Annotated in this window: 16 protein-coding genes; 11 read left to right on the top strand and 5 right to left on the bottom strand. The window is 71.8% G+C overall.

What is annotated here, in order from left to right:
• Positions 1-46: 46 nt before the first annotated feature.
• The 4 genes from O3597_RS24675 to O3597_RS24660 all read left to right on the top strand — a co-directional run bounded on the left by O3597_RS24675 (position 47) and on the right by O3597_RS24660 (position 6,566).
• The gene (locus tag O3597_RS24675) at positions 47-961 is read left to right on the top strand and encodes a hydroxymethylglutaryl-CoA lyase (RefSeq protein ID WP_281602519.1); all 915 of its coding nucleotides are present in this window, start codon (positions 47-49) and stop codon (positions 959-961) included.
• Between the two features lie 187 nt (positions 962-1,148).
• Complete coding sequence (locus O3597_RS24670; protein ID WP_281604628.1) at positions 1,149-2,681, top strand: acyl-CoA carboxylase subunit beta; 1,533 nt, start codon at positions 1,149-1,151, stop codon at positions 2,679-2,681.
• A gap of 78 nt (positions 2,682-2,759) precedes the next feature.
• Entirely contained in the window at positions 2,760-3,914 is a 1,155-nt protein-coding gene (locus O3597_RS24665; protein WP_164448733.1) for an acyl-CoA dehydrogenase family protein, read from the top strand.
• Between the two features lie 168 nt (positions 3,915-4,082).
• Positions 4,083-6,566, top strand: coding sequence for a helix-turn-helix domain-containing protein (locus tag O3597_RS24660; RefSeq protein WP_281602518.1), 2,484 nt, complete (start codon positions 4,083-4,085; stop codon positions 6,564-6,566).
• Between the two features lie 294 nt (positions 6,567-6,860).
• Here O3597_RS24660 and O3597_RS24655 read toward each other — a convergent pair whose 3' ends face one another.
• Positions 6,861-7,412, bottom strand: a complete 552-nt coding sequence (locus tag O3597_RS24655) for a MarR family transcriptional regulator (protein ID WP_281602517.1) — start codon at positions 7,410-7,412, stop codon at positions 6,861-6,863.
• A gap of 103 nt (positions 7,413-7,515) precedes the next feature.
• Here O3597_RS24655 and O3597_RS24650 point away from each other — a divergent pair, with 103 nt between their 5' ends.
• Both O3597_RS24650 and O3597_RS24645 read left to right on the top strand, forming a co-directional pair.
• On the top strand, positions 7,516-8,097 hold the full coding sequence (locus O3597_RS24650; RefSeq protein WP_164448731.1) for a YceI family protein: 582 nt from the start codon (positions 7,516-7,518) through the stop codon (positions 8,095-8,097).
• Between the two features lie 318 nt (positions 8,098-8,415).
• A complete protein-coding gene (locus O3597_RS24645; RefSeq protein ID WP_164448730.1) occupies positions 8,416-9,894 on the top strand; it encodes a glutamate--cysteine ligase in 1,479 nt (492 codons plus the stop codon).
• A gap of 71 nt (positions 9,895-9,965) precedes the next feature.
• On the opposite strand, the gene O3597_RS24640 is transcribed toward O3597_RS24645, so the two are convergent.
• Positions 9,966-11,444, bottom strand: coding sequence for a hypothetical protein (locus O3597_RS24640; RefSeq protein WP_281602516.1), 1,479 nt, complete (start codon positions 11,442-11,444; stop codon positions 9,966-9,968).
• A 122-nt stretch (positions 11,445-11,566) separates the two neighbouring features.
• Between O3597_RS24640 and O3597_RS24635 the strand changes: the two genes are divergently transcribed.
• Both O3597_RS24635 and O3597_RS24630 read left to right on the top strand, forming a co-directional pair.
• The gene (locus tag O3597_RS24635; RefSeq protein WP_281602515.1) at positions 11,567-12,256 is read left to right on the top strand and encodes a PASTA domain-containing protein; all 690 of its coding nucleotides are present in this window, start codon (positions 11,567-11,569) and stop codon (positions 12,254-12,256) included.
• A gap of 99 nt (positions 12,257-12,355) precedes the next feature.
• The gene (locus O3597_RS24630; RefSeq protein ID WP_281602514.1) at positions 12,356-13,294 is read left to right on the top strand and encodes a PASTA domain-containing protein; all 939 of its coding nucleotides are present in this window, start codon (positions 12,356-12,358) and stop codon (positions 13,292-13,294) included.
• A gap of 9 nt (positions 13,295-13,303) precedes the next feature.
• Here the strand turns inward: O3597_RS24630 and O3597_RS24625 are convergent, their stop codons facing one another.
• The gene (locus O3597_RS24625; RefSeq protein ID WP_164448897.1) at positions 13,304-13,747 is read right to left on the bottom strand and encodes a hypothetical protein; all 444 of its coding nucleotides are present in this window, start codon (positions 13,745-13,747) and stop codon (positions 13,304-13,306) included.
• A gap of 116 nt (positions 13,748-13,863) precedes the next feature.
• A complete protein-coding gene (locus tag O3597_RS24620) occupies positions 13,864-14,151 on the bottom strand; it encodes a hypothetical protein (RefSeq protein ID WP_164448727.1) in 288 nt (95 codons plus the stop codon).
• Between the two features lie 550 nt (positions 14,152-14,701).
• Here O3597_RS24620 and O3597_RS24615 point away from each other — a divergent pair.
• From O3597_RS24615 to O3597_RS24605, 3 genes are all read left to right on the top strand, one after another.
• The gene (locus O3597_RS24615; protein WP_281602513.1) at positions 14,702-15,577 is read left to right on the top strand and encodes a helix-turn-helix transcriptional regulator; all 876 of its coding nucleotides are present in this window, start codon (positions 14,702-14,704) and stop codon (positions 15,575-15,577) included.
• Entirely contained in the window at positions 15,553-15,774 is a 222-nt protein-coding gene (locus tag O3597_RS24610) for a DUF397 domain-containing protein (RefSeq protein WP_164448725.1), read from the top strand. Before O3597_RS24615 ends, O3597_RS24610 begins: the two co-directional genes overlap by 25 nt.
• Before the next feature lie 238 nt (positions 15,775-16,012).
• Positions 16,013-16,417, top strand: a complete 405-nt coding sequence (locus O3597_RS24605) for a hypothetical protein (RefSeq protein WP_164448724.1) — start codon at positions 16,013-16,015, stop codon at positions 16,415-16,417.
• Here the strand turns inward: O3597_RS24605 and O3597_RS24600 are convergent.
• Positions 16,382-16,984, bottom strand: coding sequence for a hypothetical protein (locus O3597_RS24600; protein ID WP_281602512.1), 603 nt, complete (start codon positions 16,982-16,984; stop codon positions 16,382-16,384). The genes O3597_RS24605 and O3597_RS24600 overlap by 36 nt on opposite strands.
• Positions 16,985-17,012 lie beyond the last annotated feature (28 nt).

The following is a 17,012-nucleotide window of genomic DNA, read 5'->3' as shown; positions in this document are numbered from 1 at the left end:
ATGCTGGGGGTGTTGGCGACGGGACGTGTCACAGTGAGGTGGCTGGATGGCGGAGATGCCGGAGTACGTGTCCATCCGTGAGGTCGGGCCGCGCGACGGGTTGCAGAACGAGGCACCGATCCCGACCGACGCCAAGGTTCGGCTGCTCGACGCGCTCTCGGGCACCGGGGTGCGCCGGATCGAGGCGGTGTCGTTCGTGCACCCCCGGGCGATTCCGCAGATGGCCGACGCCGACGAGGTGTGGCGACGGGCGCAGCGGGTGGACGGGGTGCGTTACTCCGCGCTGGTGCCGAACACGCGCGGCGCGCAGCGTGCCCTGGCCGCCGGCTTCACCGAGATCGAGGTGGTCGTCTCGGCCAGCGACACGCACAACCGGCGCAACGTCAACCGGTCCACCGACGAGTCGCTCGACGACATCGCCGAGCTGATCGACCTGCTGCACGGTGCCGGTGCCCGCGCCGAGGTGATCGTCGCGACCAGCTTCGGCTGCCCGTACGAGGGAGACATCGACCCGGCGCGGGTGGCTGCCATCGTGGACCGGGTGGTCCGCGACGGCGCCGACCGCGTCGCGTTCGGCGACACCACCGGCATGGGTACGCCCCGACGGGTCCGTGACCTGCTCACCGCCGTACGGGACCGCAACGCCGATGTGCCGGTGCTGCTGCACTTCCACAACACCCGGGGTACCGCGTTGGCCAATCTGCTGACCGCCCTGGAACTCGGGGTCACCGAGTTCGACGCCAGTGTCGGCGGGCTGGGCGGCTGCCCGTACGCGCCCGGTGCCAGCGGCAACCTGGCCACCGAGGAGGCGGTGCACATGCTGCACGACATGGGCATCGACACCGGCATCGACCTGGACGCCCTGATCGAGGTCGCCGAACTGGCCGAGCACCTGACCGCCCGTACTCTCCCCTCCGGCGTCCTCCGCGCCGGCCCCCGCACCCGCCTGACCCCCCACTAAACCCCCGCCCCCGCCACCCGCTTCGCGATCTTGCACTTTCAGTCGGGGCAGATCCGCTGTTGTCCGGTATTTCGGCGACCGGAAGTGCAAGATCGCGCGGGGCTGGGGAGGGTGGTGGGTGGTGCGGGGGTGGGTGGGAGTGGGGTAGCCTAACGATCGTTCAGGTTGCTTGGGGTGGGGGGCCGTGGTGACGGTTGACGGTGAGGCGCTGGAGCAGCTACGTAAGCGGGTCCGGGCCGGAGGCGCGGAGAAATACCACGCGGCGAACGCCGCGAAGGGCAAGCTGTTCGCCCGCGAGCGGGTCGCGCTGCTGGTCGACGAGGGCAGCTTCGTCGAGGACGGCCTCTACGCCAACGCGCTGGCCGAGGGGCTGCCGGCGGACGGCGTGGTCACCGGCACCGCGACCGTCGACGGTCGTCAGGTCTGCCTGATGGCCAACGACTCCACCGTCAAGGCCGGCAGCTGGGGCGCCCGTACCGTCGAGAAGATCATCCGGATCATCGAGCGGGCGTACGACACCGGCGTACCGATGGTCTACCTGGTCGACTCGGCGGGTGCCCGGATCACCGACCAGGTCGAGCTGTTCCCCGGGCGACGTGGCGCCGGAAAGATCTTCTGGAATCAGGTCCGCGCCTCCGGCTCGATCCCCCAGGTCTGCGCGTTGTTCGGGCCGAGCGCGGCCGGCGGGGCGTACATTCCGGCGTTCTGCGACGTGGTCGCCATGGTCGAGGGCAACGCCAGCATGTACCTCGGCTCGGACCGGATGGTCGAGATGGTCACCGGTGAGAAGACCACTCTCGAAGCGATGGGCGGGGCGCGGGTGCACTGCGCCGAGTCCGGCGTCGGCCACTTCCTCTGCAAGACCGAGGCCGAGGCGCTCGACGTGGTGAAGCGCTACCTGTCGTACCTGCCGGCGAACTGGACGCAGCAGCCGCCCGCCGCCCCCGCCGTCGAGGCACCGGCAAAGGCCGACCTCGCCGCGCTGGTGCCGGCGAGCGAGCGGCAGGCGTTCGACATGCGGCGGTACGTCAAGGGCCTGCTCGACGAGGACTCCTTCTTCGAGATCCAGGCCCTCTGGGCCAAGGAGTTGACCATCGGCTTCGGCCGGCTGAACGGCGAGGTCGTCGGCGTGGTCGGCAACAACTCGATGTTCAAGGGCGGGGTGCTCTTCGTCGACTCGGCCGACAAGGCGACCCGGTTCGTGCAGCTCTGCGACGCGTTCAACGTGCCGCTGCTGTTCCTGAGCGACGTGCCCGGGTTCATGGTCGGCAGCGCGGTGGAGAAGCAGGGCATCATCCGGCACGGCGCCAAGATGATCACCGCGATCTCCGAGGCGACCGTACCGAAGATCTGCGTGGTGGTGCGCAAGGCGTACGGCGCCGGCCTCTACGCCATGGCCGGGCCGGGCTTCGAACCGGACGCCACCATCGCCCTGCCCACCGCCAAGATCGCTGTGATGGGTGCGGAGGCCGCGGTGAACGCCGTGTACGCAAACAAGATCGCCGCGATCGAGGACGAGGCCGAGCGGGCCGCGTTCGTCGCCGCCCGGCGCGAGGAGTACGAGCGGGACATCGACGTCGTACGACTCGCCAGCGAACTGGTGGTCGACGCGATCGTCGAGCCGCAGGAACTTCGTGCCGAACTGGTGCGCCGGTTCGCCGCCGCCCGGGGCAAGCAGCGGCACTTCTCCCGGCGACGGCACGGCGTCACCCCGGTCTGAGTCGTCCGTCCGGCATCAGCACGTTCCCGTCCCGGCGTCACGAGCGCCCGGCGGGCCGTCCACACAGGAGGAAACCCGATGGACTTCCGGCTCTCCGAGGAGCATGAGGCGCTGCGGGACAGTGTGCGGGACTTCGCCCGCGAGGTGGTCGCGCCGGTCATCGCCGAGCACTACGAGCAGCACACCTTCCCGTACGAGGTCATCCGCCAGATGGGCAAGATGGGTCTGTTCGGCCTGCCCTTCGCCGAGGAGCACGGCGGCATGGGCGGCGACTACTTCGCCCTCTGCCTGGCCCTGGAGGAACTGGCCCGGGTCGACTCCAGCGTGGCCATCACCCTGGAGGCGGCGGTCTCGCTGGGCGCGATGCCGATCTACCGGTTCGGCACCGACGAGCAGAAGACGCGGTGGCTGCCCCGGTTGCTCAGCGGCGAGGCGCTGGCCGGGTTCGGGCTGACCGAGCCGGGCTTCGGCTCGGACGCGGGAGGCACCGAGACCCGGGCGGTGCTGGACGAGGCGACCGGCGAATGGGTCATCAACGGCTCGAAGGCGTTCATCACCAACTCCGGCACGGACATCACCGCGCTGGTCACCGTCACCGCCGTCACCGGCACCCGCCCGGACGGTACGAAGGAACTGTCCTCCATCATCGTGCCCAGCGGCACTCCCGGCTTCACCGTCGCGCCCGGCTACTCCAAGGTCGGCTGGACCGCCTCGGACACCCACGAGCTGACCTTCGACGACTGCCGGGTGCCGGCGGAGAACCTGCTCGGCGAGCGTGGTCGGGGCTTCGCCCAGTTCCTGCGCATCCTCGACGAGGGTCGGATCGCCATCGCCGCGCTGGCCGTGGGCCTCGCCCAGGGCTGCGTCGACGAGTCGATCAAGTACGCGAAGGAGCGGCACGCCTTCGGTCAGCCGATCGGCAACTACCAGGCGATCCAGTTCAAGATCGCTGACATGGAGGCGAAGGCGTACACCGCCCGGCTCGCCTACTACGACGCCGCCGCCCGGATGCTGGCCGGCGAGCCGTTCAAGCGGCAGGCGGCGATCGCCAAGCTGCACGCGAGCACGATCGCGGTGGACAACGCCCGGGAGGCGACGCAGATCCACGGCGGGTACGGCTTCATGAACGAGTACCCGGTGGCCCGGTTCTGGCGGGACTCCAAGATCTTGGAAATCGGCGAGGGCACCTCCGAGGTGCAGCGCATGATCATCGCTCGCGACCTGGGGATGTGAGCCAGCCCGGTCGGTGACCGGTTCCGTCCGGGGCGGGCCCGGGGGCCCCACCGCCATCATCGACGGCTGTCCGTGCCCGGCCGGTCGTTGTCGGCTTTCGGCACGGCATCGTCGGGTGGCCGACGATCCCGTGTCCGATGTCGGGCCTGGCCCGTATTGTCCGTGCCCATGGCTCCCGGTCATGATCGTCAATCCGGTCCGCCGCACGCCGGTCTGCCGGAGCTGCTGCGGGCGCATCGGCTGGCTGCCGGCGCCACCCAGGCTGAGCTGGCCGCCCGCGCCGGCGTCGGGGTGCGGACGGTCCGTGATCTGGAACGCGGCCGGTCCACCCGGCCACAGCGCACCACCGTCGAACTGCTCGCCGAGGCGCTCGGACTGACCGGACCCACCCGCGCGGCATTCCTGGCCGCCGCCCGAGGCACCGGGCCGGCGACCGCCCAACCCGAGGTCGGTACCCCGCTGGGGCTGCCGCCCCCACCGGAACTGATCGGCCGGGAGCACGACGTCACCGAACTGGCCGCGCTGCTGAACGATCCGCGTGGTCCCCGGGTGGTGAGCCTGGTGGGGTTGGCCGGCGTCGGCAAGACGGCACTGGCGTTGGCGGCGGTGCACGCCGCCGCGTCCACCCACCCCGGCGGCGTCGCCGGCGTCCTGATCGGTGCCGGGTCGGACGCGGCCGACGTGCACGCCGCGGTGATGACGGTCTTCGGCGTCGCCCGGGACGCCGAGCTGGCCGCTCGGCTCGGCGACCGTCGGGCGCTGCTGCTGGTGGACGCCGTGGAGCGGGCACCCGACCCGGTGGCCGGTACCCTGCGGCGGCTCGTCGGTGCGGTGCCGTCGCTGCGGGTGGTGGTCACCGGCCGGCATCCCGTCGGGCTGCCGGGTGAGTGGGTGCGCCCCGTGTCGCCGTTGGAGGTGCCGTCACCGGGCGACACCGATCCGGCCACCCTCGCCGGCTATCCGGCGGTGACCCTGTTCACCTCGCGCCTGGCCCAGGTCCGGCGCGAACCGCCGGACGACACCGAGCTGCCGGCGCTGGCCGCCCTGGTCCGACGGCTGGGTGGGCTGCCGCTGGCCATCGAACTGATGGCGGCGCGCGGGCGGCTGCTCGACCTCACCGAACTGCTCGACCGGTACGGCGACCGGGTACTGGATCTGGACACCTCGGCCGCCACGCACAGCGGTTGGGAGCCACGGCCCCGGGGCGACGACGCTCGCACGGCGGTGGCGGAGACCCTGCGCGACGCGGTGGCCACCAGCTACCGCCTGCTCGCCGTCGAGGACCGGGCGGCGCTGCGCCAGCTCGCTGCCTTCGGCAACCGATGGTCGGTGGAACTGGCCGAGGAGATGCTCGCCGGCACCGGCGTCGATCCGGTGCCGCTGTTGAACCGCTTCCTCGATCTCGGTCTGCTGAGCGTACGGGGTGGCGGCTCGTACCGGTTCCGGCTCGTCGACGCCGTCCGGGACTACGCCGTCGAGCAGGCGTCCGGCACCGGCGAGTCGACGGTGATCCGACGTCGCCACGCGCGGGTGGTGACCCGGCTGGTCGAGCGGACCGCGCCGGGGTTGACGGGCGCCGGTGCCAGTGCCGCCGCGCACCGTCTCGACGAGATCACCGGCGACATCAGCTCGGCCCTGGCGTACGCGGCGGTCGACGATCCTTTGACCGCGTTACGCCTGGCGGTGAGCCTGCCCCGGTGGTGGCGGCTACGCGGGCGGGACGTGGTCGGTCGGCAGTGGCTGCTGCGCCTGCTGGCCGACCCGCGTACCGCCGACGCCGATCCGGCCCTGCGCGCGTGGGCCTCGGTGGGTGTGGCGATGCTCGCCGGGGAGCACGGTGCGGCCGCGACGGAGCTGCCGACGGCCCGCGCGGCGTTGGCGGAGTTCCGTCGGCTCGGTGACGTGCCGGGTGAGTTGGCGGCGCGCACGGTGCTCGGCGTCCTGCTGGCCGCGACCGGACGACCGGACCAGGCGCGGGAGCAGGCGGAGGCGGTACTGGCCCTGGCCACCGAGCATGGACTGACCCGCCAGATGGCGGTCGCGCAGCACCAGCTGGCGTGGCACGAGATGAGAATCGGTGACCTGGCCGCCGCCCGTCGCCGGCTGGCCGTGGTGGACCGGCTCGGTGGGCAGTGCGCGGAGCAGCGGCTGCGGCTGCTGGCCCGGGGCACCGTCGCGGAGGTGTTCCGCCTGGACGGCCGGTACGCCGACGCCGTCGACGAGGCTCGCCGGGTGTTGGCCGCGCTCAGCGACCTGGGTACCCCGCGCGGTCGGCGCGAGGTGCTGGGGACGCTGGGTCTGGCACTCGCCCAGGACGGTCGGGCGGTCGAGGCCGCCGAGGTGCTGGCCGAGTTGCGCCCGCTCGACGGCACCGGCGCGCTGATCGAGGGCCACTTGGCGCTGCACCGGGGCGATCGGGAGGTCGCGGCGGAGTGGTTCGCCGCCGCAGCGGAGCCGGACGAGGCCGGACGAGACCGACGCACGGTGGTGGAGGCTCTGGTGGGGCTGGCGGCGAGCACCTCCGACGCGGGCGTGCTCGACCGGCTGGAGGTGGCCTGCCGGGAGGGCGGTGTCCGGCTGCTCGGACACGAGGAGGAACTGCTCTACGTGCTGTCGGTGACCCGGAACGGCCCGACGGTGGACGGGCGGTGAGCACCACGAACGAAGCACGGTGGCGGGGACGGGGACGGCGCGGGCGAGGAAGCCCCCTGTTGCCACCCCTCGCTCATCGCCCGCGCCGGTGCCCCCCGCTGCCCCCGCCGCTGCGAGACTAGCGAGGCGCAGCCGACCCGTCTGTCGGGTTTGGTGGGCTATCGCCTATTGACCCCGTGGTTCTGCCGGTCTTTCTGCCGGTGCCGTGACGCTCGGCTGGTGCCGTGCACACCCAGGGTCCACACCTCGTCGAGGACGGCGGCAACCGCTGGCGCGGACGACGCGAGGGGTCTCTCAACGACGCGGCTGGCCACCCGCCGTGGGCGGTTCCACCTCGTCCTCGGCGCACTCGCCCGGTGTCTCCCCCGGTGCGGCGGATCGACTGCCGGCGGTCGCGCAGGGGTGCACGGCGTCGCGGATCCGCCGCAGGCCGTCGAGGAGCGCGTCCAGCGCGGCCGGGTCGAGTTGCCCGGTGAACCAGTCCTCGATGAGCTGAAGATGCCCGGGCAGGCTCTCGTCGAGCCGGCGCAGGCCGGCGGGCGTCACCACGGCGTACGAACTGCGCCGGTCGGAGGGGCAGGCACGGCGGGTGATCAGCCCGTCGCGTTCCATCCGGTCGACCACCCGGGTCACGCCGCTGGTGGACAGTGAGGTCTGGGCGGCAAGATCGGTCATCCGCAGTTGATTCTCGGGTGACCGGGTGAGCCTGGTCAGCACCTCGAACTCGACCGATGACAGGCCGTGTTCCTCCAGCTGGGCGGCGAATCGGGCGGCCAGCCCGGCGTGCACCTCGAAGAGCAGGCCGACAGCCGTGATCCGAGGGTCGTCGAACGTGTTCGCTTCCACCGGTCCATCGTACCAATACTTGACACCAGGAATATTGCCAAGGCTATAGTTGCTGACGCAGCCGTTGGGCTACTAAACAATATCTCCCGGAGGGCAGTCTCTCATGACCAGCAGCACCGAGCCGGTTACCCGCGAGTGGAACGGCCTCACCATCCCGGCGGCCGGTACCTACCTGCTGGATGCGGCGCACAAGCGGGTCGGCTTCGTCGCCCGGCACATGATGGTGAGCAAGGTTCGCGGCGAGTTCGCTGACGCGAGCGCCACCATCACCATCGCCGAGGAGCCACTGGAGTCCACGGTCTCCGCCACCATCCAGGCCGCCAGCATCAACACCGCCCAGGCGGACCGGGACGCGCACCTGCGCAGCCCCGAGTTCCTCGACGCCGAGAAGTTCGCCACGCTGGAGTACCGCAGCACCGGCGTGAAGTCCCACGAGGGCAACGAGTTCGTCCTGACCGGCGAGTTGACCATCAAGGACGTGACCCGTCCGGTCGACCTCAAGGTCGAGTTCGAGGGTGTCGGCCGCAGCCCCTTCGGCCAGGACATCTTCGGTTTCTCGGCGAGCACCGAGATCGACCGCGAGGACTTCGGCCTGACCTGGAACGTGGCCCTGGAGTCCGGCGGCGTCCTGGTCGGCAAGAAGGTCAAGATCGAGATCGAGGGCGAGGCCATCCGGCAGTCCTGATCCGTACGCCCCGACAGGCCCGCGCCCGCACCGCGCGGGCCTGTCGGCTGTCCCGGGTCGGGTTCCGCCCTCGGGTGCCGGTGCGAATTGTCACAACTTGTTCGTCGCTGGTCGGCGGGGGTTCCGCAGGGTGGCTGGGTAGGTACTCCGGCGGAGGCGACCGACCTGGTCGGGGCGACGTGATCGATCGCCGCTGCCGGGCGGACTGCGGCAATGGACCGATCTTCGGGGCGGCCGGGCTCGACGCTTCCAACGAGTATGGTTCACAGTGCGCTGCGGAGCGGCACCGTTCCGTGGCGTCGCGCGCCGGGAGGAAGCATGGGCAGGGACGTCGATCGAGCCTCCTTCTCCCGTGAGGATCGAGTCCGGTACCGGCAGAAGGTCCGTCGCTGCCTGGACGTGTTCGCGCTGATGCTCGACGACTTCGGCTTCGACGCCGACCGGCCGATGACCGGGCTGGAGATCGAGCTCAACCTGGTCGACCAGGCGGCCGAGCCGGCCATGCGCAACGAGGAGATCCTGGCCGCGATCGCCGACCCGTTGTTCCAGACCGAGCTCGGCCAGTTCAACCTGGAACTGAACGCCAATCCCCGACTGATCTCCGGCAACGGGTTCGCCGACTACGAGCGCGACCTCCGCGCCAGCCTCAACCGGGCCAACGAACGCGCGGCACGCTCGGACACCCGGATCGTTCTGGTCGGCATCCTGCCCACTTTGAACGAGCGACACCTGGTGGCGGACAACCTCTCCACGAACGAGCGGTACCGGGTGCTCAACGACCAGATCGTGGGAGCGCGGGGCGAGGACATCGAGCTCGACATCCGCGGCGTCGAGCGACTGCGTACGCACAACGACTCCATCGCGCCGGAGGCGGCCTGCACCAGTCTCCAGTTCCACCTCCAGGTGGCGCCGGACAGCTTCGCCGACTACTGGAACGCCTCCCAGGCGATCGCCGCCGCCCAGGTGGCCGTGGGCGCCAACTCACCGTTCCTCTACGGTCGGCAGCTCTGGGCGGAGACCCGCATCGCCCTGTTCGAGCAGGCCACCGACACCCGGCCGGACGAGCTGAAGGCACAGGGCGTACGGCCCCGGGTCTGGTTCGGTGAGCGGTGGATCACCTCGATCTTCGACCTGTTCGAGGAGAACGTCCGCTACTTCCCGCCGCTGCTGCCGATCTGCGAGAGCGAGGACCCGGTGGAGGTCCTGCACGCCGGCGGCGTTCCCGAGCTGGCCGAACTGCGGCTGCACAACGGCACCGTCTACCGGTGGAACCGGCCCGTGTACGACATCATGAACGGCCGTCCCCACCTGCGGGTGGAGAACCGGGTGCTACCGGCCGGCCCGACCGTGGTGGACATGCTGGCCAACGCCGCCTTCTACTTCGGGCTGGTCCGGGGCATGGCCGAGGCCGACCGGCCGATCTGGAGCCAACTCACCTTCAGCTCCGCCGAGGAGAACTTCCACGCGGCCGCCCGCCGGGGCATGGACGCGATCCTGCACTGGCCGCAGCTGGGCGAGGTGCCGGTGACCACGCTGGTGCTCGACACGCTGTTGCCGCTGGCCGCAGCCGGCCTCGACGGCTTCGGTGTCGAGGCCGCCGACCGGGACCGGCTACTCGGCATCATCGAGCAACGCTGTCGTACCGGCCGCAACGGCGCGGTCTGGCAGACCGCCACCGTGTGGGCCGCGGAGCGGCACCTCGGCCTGGATCGTCGGGCCGCGCTGCACCACATGCTCCAGCGCTACGCGGAGTTGCAGTACACGAACGAGCCGGTGCACACCTGGCCGCTCGACTGAGCGATGCGGCACCTCGCCGGATCCTGGTGCGGGATCGCCCCTCGACGGGCCATTTTGTGCCAAGATCCAGACTAGCGCCCTCGCTGCCGGGGACGACCGCGGCGGATCCCGCCCTCGGACGTCTCCTCGCTGCCGGACGACGCCTCGGACGGCGAGGACCCGGATTTCCCGCCCGCCTCCGCCGGCCTTTCCGGCTGCGCTGCCGAGGGCTGCGCTGCCGGTTTCGGTGCTGCCGGCTTCACCGCCGCTGGCTCGACCACTGCCGGTCGCGATGTGGTTCCCGCCGATGCGGCTTCCTTGCGGGCCGCCGTCGGCTCGCCGGCCACCGTCTGGTCGAGCCGGTCGCCGGCCGCCGAGGACCGCGCGGCACCCGCCGAGGACAGCGGGGCACCCGCTCCGGAGCGCTCGGCGTCCGGTGCGGGCCGGTCGACATCCGGTTCGGCCCCGGGCGTGTGCCGGTCGGAGTCGCCGACCCGCTGCCGGGGCACTACGGGGGCCGCGTCGGGGCCGCTCGACCGGCGGGCCGCCAGCCGGGCCGACCGCTGGGCCAGCGCCGCCACCAGGACCGAGCCCCCGATGCCGACGATCACCGCGTACGGGGCGGTGAGGTGGGCGGACACCTGTTCCGGGCTGATCGCCGTGAGCCTCGGCACGGCGAGGAAGTACGCGATGGCCACCAGCAGTGGACCGGCGGCGCCCGAGGCGGTGGCACCGACCCGTCGGTCGGTCGCGCGGACTCCGCCGCGGGCCGCCAGCGCGCCGATCACCAGTGCCGAACCGAGCGACAGGGCCGCACCGGGCCAGTAGAAGTAGTCCCGGACCCAGAACTGCTCGCTGTCCGAGCTGAGTTGCCAGATGCCGAGCTGCGCGGTGGTCAGCCCGCGACCGGCGAGCACCGAGTCGACCACGGCGATGACCGCGAGCAGCCAGAGCCAGCCGGCGGTGGCGATGACGTTCGTGGCGGCGGCGCGGCACCGCAGCGCCCAGATCGCCACGAGTGTCCCGATCAGGACGCCGACCGCCGCGTACCCGGCGGCCATGTCCCGGGGAGACGGGGTGTCCGGCACCACCGCCACCCGCGCCGGCACGGCGACCAGCAGCACCGTGATCAGCGCACCCAGGCCGGCGGCCACGGCCAGCGCGATTCCCCGCAGCCCGCCACCGGCCTGCTCGGCGGTGGCGGACGGCAGCGCGCCGGAGGGCGGAACGGGACCGTCGGACGCGGCCGGTCCGCTGACCGCCGCTGCGGCAGCGGACGGCGCTGCGGGGCCGGACGCCACCGGCCCACCGACCGCCGCTGTGCCGGGAGCCGCAGTTCGGCGACGGTCGTGCAGCCGTTGCGCGCAGACCGCTCCGAAGATCGTCGACGTGGCGGCGATCCAGGTGGCCCAGATCAGGCTCGCCACCCAGGCCGCCGTGCCGGCGGTCGCCTCAGGGGGTGCCCAGTTGAGGATGCCCAGGCCGTAACCGAAACCCAGTTGGGCGGCACCGGCACCGGCTGCCACGCCGGCCGCGGTGGCGATCAATCCTCCCCAGCCCTGTCTGGCCATGCCGGGCAGCGTAACGTCCTGTGGTCGGTGCGGCGAGTCGTGCGCGGCATCGACCGGCAATGGTCACGGAGAGTGCTTGGCCCCGGTCGGTACGGTCGCGGGGGAATGAGGCGGTGGGCGGGATGACGGACGGAACCACGGATGGGCGGCCGGGGGGCGGTGGTACCGCCCCGGACCGGACGAGAATGGTCATCGGTGGTGGAGTCGCCGCCGTGCTGCTCGCGATCATCGGTGCCGCCGGGGGCTGGGTGCTCGCCGGCGACCAGGCGGGACCGGACCCGGTGTCCTCCGGCGCGACCGGCACCCCCACCCCGACGCCCACCGTCCGGACCTCGCCACCTCGGAGACCGCCGACGTCGACCACCCCGACCCGGCCGAGCAGCAGCCCCAGCCCGTCGCGGCCGACCGGACTCACCGTTCCGGACCTGGTCGGCATGGACTTCGAGGAGGCCCGGGAGAAGCTGCGCGACCTGGGCCTGGGCTGGCAACTCGTCTTCGGCAGCGGCGACGGCGACAGCGTGCGCAGCACCGACCCGGCCCCGGGCACACCGGTGCGGCGTGGGGTCACCGTAAAGATCAACGTTGCCGGGGCCGCACCGCCGAACGAGGTGCCGGATCTGATCGGCGAGGAGTGCAACGAGGCCGGTGCCGAACTCGTCGACGACGGCTTCTCCCCACGCTATCCGGGCGGGCGCTCCGGCACCGTCACCGCACAACAACCGGCGGCCGGCACGGTCGGCAGGTGGAACGACGTGGTCCAGCTCCGGTGCGGCACGCCGCCGAGTGCGGACGCGAGCGCTCCGGCGCCGTGACGCGCACCCGACACGCTGATGCCGACCGATGACCGGCAGAACCGCTAGGTTGACCGTCGAGGGGCCTGTTGCCCGCCCGATCGGCGGAAAGGACGTGCCGTGAGCGACGAGCGCCAGGAGTCGACCGACGGGCAACCGGACGACCGGACCCATCCGATCTCGCCGTCCGGCGACAACCCGGACGAGACCGCGCCGCTCGGGCGTACGCCGGACGAGACGGCGCCGCTTGGTCGTACGCCGGATGAGACGGCGCCGATTGGGCGTACGCCGGACGAGACCGCGCCGATTGGGCGTACGCCGGACGAGACCGCGCCGATTGGGCGTACGCCGGACGAGACGGCGCCGATGGACCGCGTGGCCGGAGCGTCGGCCCAGGCACCCGACGCGACCGCGCCGATGGACCGGGCGGCGGGAGCACCGGCAGACGCCACCGCGCAGCTACCGCCGACCCAGCCTTCCGGTCCGGCGGCGTGGTCCGGGCGTGCCGAGGTCCCCTCGGTGCGGCCGGGTGTGGAGCGTGAGTCGGCCGGCGGCGACTGGTACGCCGACGAGCAGCCGGGCCGACCGTGGTGGCTGCCGATTCTCTGGGGCGTCCTGCTGCTGCTCCTGGTCGGGCTGATCGGGGGCGGGTTCTGGTTGGCCAGCCAAGGGCTCGACGACGACGGGCCGTCGGAGTCGCCCTCGCCGACCACCCAGGCTCCACCGACCACGGCGTCGCCGTCGCCGACCACCGCGTCCCCGTCAGCGGCACCGACGACGAGCGCCGCGCCGGCCCAGGTGCCGGTACCGCCGCTGGTGGGTCTGCCGGAGGCCGCGGCACGGGCGGCCCTGGACGGGCTCGACCTCGACTATGAGGTGGAGTACCGCCCGTCGGACCAGCCGGAGGGGACCGTCATCGCCACCGACCCCGGAGCCGGCGAGTTGGTGGCGGCCGGCGACGAGGTTCGGCTGGTGGTCGCCGAGGCCAGCCCGAGTCCGTCGCCGACGACGGACGAGCCGACCACCGAGCCGACCGCGACGGCGAGTCCCACGGGTTGATCGCCCGGGTCACCACATGCGGCGTCTGGTACCGACCAGACCCAGGCCGGCAAGGGAGATCGCCAGCCCGAACACCCCGGACCAGAACAGCGAACGGCTGAGTTCCTCCCGGCTGTGGTCACCCGTGGCCCTGGCCGGCGCTTCCTCGTCGGTCGGGTATGCGGGCTGCGAGGAGTCGGAGGACTCCGTCGGTCGGTCGGCTGGCTGGCCGAAGAAGCCGTCGTGGGCGAAGGCATCCCAGACACCATCGGTCGTCGCGGTGTCCGGCTCGACCGGTTCGCTCTCCACGACAGTGATCTCCGGAGCCGGTACGGGCTCGGCCAGCCGGGTGGACGACAGGGCTGGGTCGCGGCCCAGCACCACCAGGGTGGTGACGGCACCGAGAAGCGCCAGGAGCCCGAAGGTGTAGGCGATGCGGGGCCGGCGTGGCTCCCGCGCGGACATATTGACCATGGCCATCCCAGGTTCGGGGTCCGGGAGGCGCGGGGTTCAGTCATGCCGGGGTGGGCATACCGATTCTATGTCGGCGGCATGCCCCCCGAATCCTTTTCACCTCAGGTTCGTGATGCTCAGTGCACCCGAACCGGCGTCCGTGCGACCGGCCGGCGGGCCGACCGTACGGTGTGCGGACGCGGCTGTGGAGCGGCCTGGACCTGCCGCAGCCCGGCCCGCTGGACGAAGATCGATCGACGGTTGACCGCGTCCCCCGTCGCGTTCAACTCGTAGCCTTCGAGCCAGAGCCAACCGTCGTAGGTCGGCCGGTCGAGTACCCGGATCACCCGGAACAGGATGGGTCTGCGGAACTGGACACTCGCCGCGCGTGTCACGTGCAGTACGTCACCGGAGCGGGGAAGCACATGGGCTCCTGGAAGGGTCGGCCGGCGGGGAAGGGCCGGCTGGGAATGATGGGGGGTTGTGCGACTCCGGCGACGAGGTCGTGTCTCGGGGGCCGGAGTGGCTGGCCGGTCCGTCAGTGCGGAGCCGCTGATGGCGGGCTCCTGCGCGATCGGTCGGTTGATCAGGAGGTGTCGTCTTCGCACGTGGGCGAGCGGCTCCCGATCCCGCGGGCCGGGCTGGCGGGTGTCGACCGGAGGGACTCCTGGTCCGTCGCCCGGCAACGTTGATCACGCGTGGAGACGGATCGGAGACGGTCAGTAACCCGGGTCATACGGACAGAGTGCATCAGGAGGGTGCTTCATGCAAGTTGCACGTCGACTTTTGCCGATACGTGAGCGGCTCGCGCGAAACGGCGCTTGAACGGGCCGCCACCCGGGCGGCACACTGAGAGCCGGTTTCGCCCGCCGCGGCCGGCCGACGACCGGACCACCCATGCCGCGAACGCTCGCCGGGAGGATCGCGCCGTGGGCGGGCGGTCAGCGCGGCGCGTCGAGGCGGAGAGGTGACACGGTGAGCGAGCGGCGCAGCCCGACCATCCGGCGGCGCCGGCTCGGCGCGGAACTGCGCCGCCAGCGCGAGGCAGCCGGCATCACCATCGAGTCCGTGGCGGAGCAGTTGGAGTGCTCGGCGTCCAAGGTGTCGCGGATCGAGACCGGCCACACCACCGCCACGCCCCGCGACGTGCGCGACATGCTCCGGATCTACGGGGTGGTGGGTGCCGAGAGCGACGAGCTGGTGCAGATCGCCCGTGAGGCGCGGCAGAAGGGCTGGTGGCATCCGTACAGCACGGTGCTGGTCGGGGCGTACGTGGGCCTGGAGGCGGCGGCCAGTTCGATTCGCGCCTACGAGCAGCAGGTGGTGCCGGGGCTGCTGGAGACCGAGGACTACGCGAGCGCGATGATCCGCGCGGCCCGCCCCGATTTCAGTCCGGAACAGGTACAGCAACGGGTGCGTGTCCGACTCGGCCGTCAGTCGTTGTTGACCCAGGATGATCCGGTCGATCTGTGGGTGGTGCTCGATGAGGCGGTGTTGAGCCGTCCGGTGGGCGGGGACACGGTCATGCGTGACCAGCTCAAACGGTTGGTGGAGGTGGCCCAGCTGCCGAACGTGACGCTTCAGGTCCTGCCGTTCGAGGTGGGAGCGCACGCCGGCATGGACGGCACCTTCACGATCCTCAGCTTCCCCGAATCCGGTGATCCGGATGTCGTGTACGCGGAGAACGCCACGGGTGGGCTCTTCCTGGAGAAGAGCGACGAACTACAGAAGTACAGCTTCATCTTCGATCACATTCGAGCAGCGGCCGAACGTCCGGAGGAGTCCGTGGAGTACATCGCGAGACTGGCAGAGGAGCCGTTGTGGAAGTGGCGACGCAAGGATTCTCCGTGAACCTGGCGCAGGCGACGTGGTTCAAGAGCTCGAAGAGCGGGCCGAACTGCGACAACTGCGTCGAGGTGGCGTACGTGACCGGGGCGGTCGGCGTCCGTGACTCGAAGGACAAGGCCGGACCGGCCCTGGTCTTCGCGCCGGGCGACTGGCACGCTTTCGTCGCCAGCACCAGGGACGGCGCGTTCCCCCGGGTCTGACGTGCCCCGGGGACGGTGACGACGGATCCCCGCCCGGCCGGTGGCCGAGCGGGGATCCTGCCGTTACCCGACGGTGGTGACGGACAGCAGAGTCGGACGGCGTGGGCGACGGCCCACAGCCCCGCGTGCTGGCGCCGGCTGCCGTCGCCACATCGTGCCCGTGTCGTTGTACCTCTCGGTACGCGCTGGTCGACATCCCCCCGGCAGGGCGGGTAACCGAGCGAGGCAGGCGAGACGGATGACGAGTATCGGGTCGGAGAACCTCACCAACGGGCCGGGAAAGCCGGAACGGTTCGGCGGCAAGTATCGCGGGGCCCGGCGGGACACCGTGCTGACCGAGGTGGTGTCGGCGGAGACCGAGCACGCGGGCCGGGAGACCCCGGCGACCGCGGAGCCGCCGTCGCCGCTCACCCTGCCGTCACTGGACCCGAATCCACTCACCGAGCCGTCCTTCCCGGCCACCGGCTGGTCGACGGTGGACGACGGCTCCCTGGTGGACCATCCGCTGCTGCGTGGGCTGTTGATGGAGTTGCCGCCCAAGGGCAGCGTGCCGCCACCCGGGTGGCTCGACCGCTGGTTCGAGGCGACCAGGGCGATCCTCGAACTGCTATACGTGCAGGGCTCCGGCGGCCGGGCGCGGTGACGCCACCCGTTCGGGCATGGCCCGCTCGGCGAACCGGTTGTGCCGCAACGCGTGGCGTACGCCGATGGCCGCGACGGCCAGCGCCGCGATGGTGATCGCCGGCCCGGTCGCCGCGGGGCCGAGATACTGGCCGGCACCGCTCGCGGTGATCATCGCCGGCAGCAGCGCCAGACCGGTCACCTGCAACGGCAGTCCGATCAGCGGGTGGGCGGCGGCGGCCCGCAGCCCGTGCGGGGCCGGTGTCCCGGCGGCCACGGCAAGTGCGCCGGCTCCCGCCCACAACCGGCGCAACCGACGCACCGTGCAGCCGGCCACCAGCAGGGCGGGTACGGCGGCGAGCGTCAGCCCGTCGGCAGCTCGATCCGCCACCGTCGGCCCGACGGTGACCAGCCCGGCGATCGGCAGAGCCAGCGTCAGACCGAGCCCGGTGAACGTCAGCGCGAGCAGCCGGCCGGCTTGCTGACGCAGCTCGCGCGCATGGCGCAGGCGGGGCAGCCCGTCCGCGAGATAGCCGGCGGCCAACCAGACGGCGGCGACCGGAAGCAGGAGGGCGAGATGGCTCTGCATGGCCATCAGCCTTGCCCGATTTCCGGCC

Origin of the sequence: Verrucosispora sp. WMMA2044 (assembly GCF_027497155.1) — a bacterium.
Taxonomy (GTDB): Bacteria; Actinomycetota; Actinomycetes; order Mycobacteriales; family Micromonosporaceae; genus Micromonospora; species Micromonospora palythoicola.
The sequence above is the reverse complement of the archived record's forward strand: the minus strand, read 5'-3'. Positions and strand labels throughout refer to the sequence as shown.

What these genes read in the sequence shown, in the direction of transcription:
- O3597_RS24650 (WP_164448731.1), top strand. Translation starts at nt 7,516, where the DNA reads ATGACCAGCAGCACCGAGCCGGTTACCCGCGAGTGGAACGGCCTCACC.
- O3597_RS24640 (WP_281602516.1), bottom strand. Translation starts at nt 11,444, where the DNA reads ATGGCCAGACAGGGCTGGGGAGGATTGATCGCCACCGCGGCCGGCGTG.
- O3597_RS24605 (WP_164448724.1), top strand. Translation starts at nt 16,013, where the DNA reads ATGACGAGTATCGGGTCGGAGAACCTCACCAACGGGCCGGGAAAGCCG.
- O3597_RS24645 (WP_164448730.1), top strand. Translation starts at nt 8,416, where the DNA reads ATGGGCAGGGACGTCGATCGAGCCTCCTTCTCCCGTGAGGATCGAGTC.
- O3597_RS24665 (WP_164448733.1), top strand. Translation starts at nt 2,760, where the DNA reads ATGGACTTCCGGCTCTCCGAGGAGCATGAGGCGCTGCGGGACAGTGTG.
- O3597_RS24600 (WP_281602512.1), bottom strand. Translation starts at nt 16,984, where the DNA reads ATGCAGAGCCATCTCGCCCTCCTGCTTCCGGTCGCCGCCGTCTGGTTG.
- O3597_RS24675 (WP_281602519.1), top strand. Translation starts at nt 47, where the DNA reads ATGGCGGAGATGCCGGAGTACGTGTCCATCCGTGAGGTCGGGCCGCGC.
- O3597_RS24625 (WP_164448897.1), bottom strand. Translation starts at nt 13,747, where the DNA reads ATGGTCAATATGTCCGCGCGGGAGCCACGCCGGCCCCGCATCGCCTAC.
- O3597_RS24635 (WP_281602515.1), top strand. Translation starts at nt 11,567, where the DNA reads ATGACGGACGGAACCACGGATGGGCGGCCGGGGGGCGGTGGTACCGCC.
- O3597_RS24660 (WP_281602518.1), top strand. Translation starts at nt 4,083, where the DNA reads ATGGCTCCCGGTCATGATCGTCAATCCGGTCCGCCGCACGCCGGTCTG.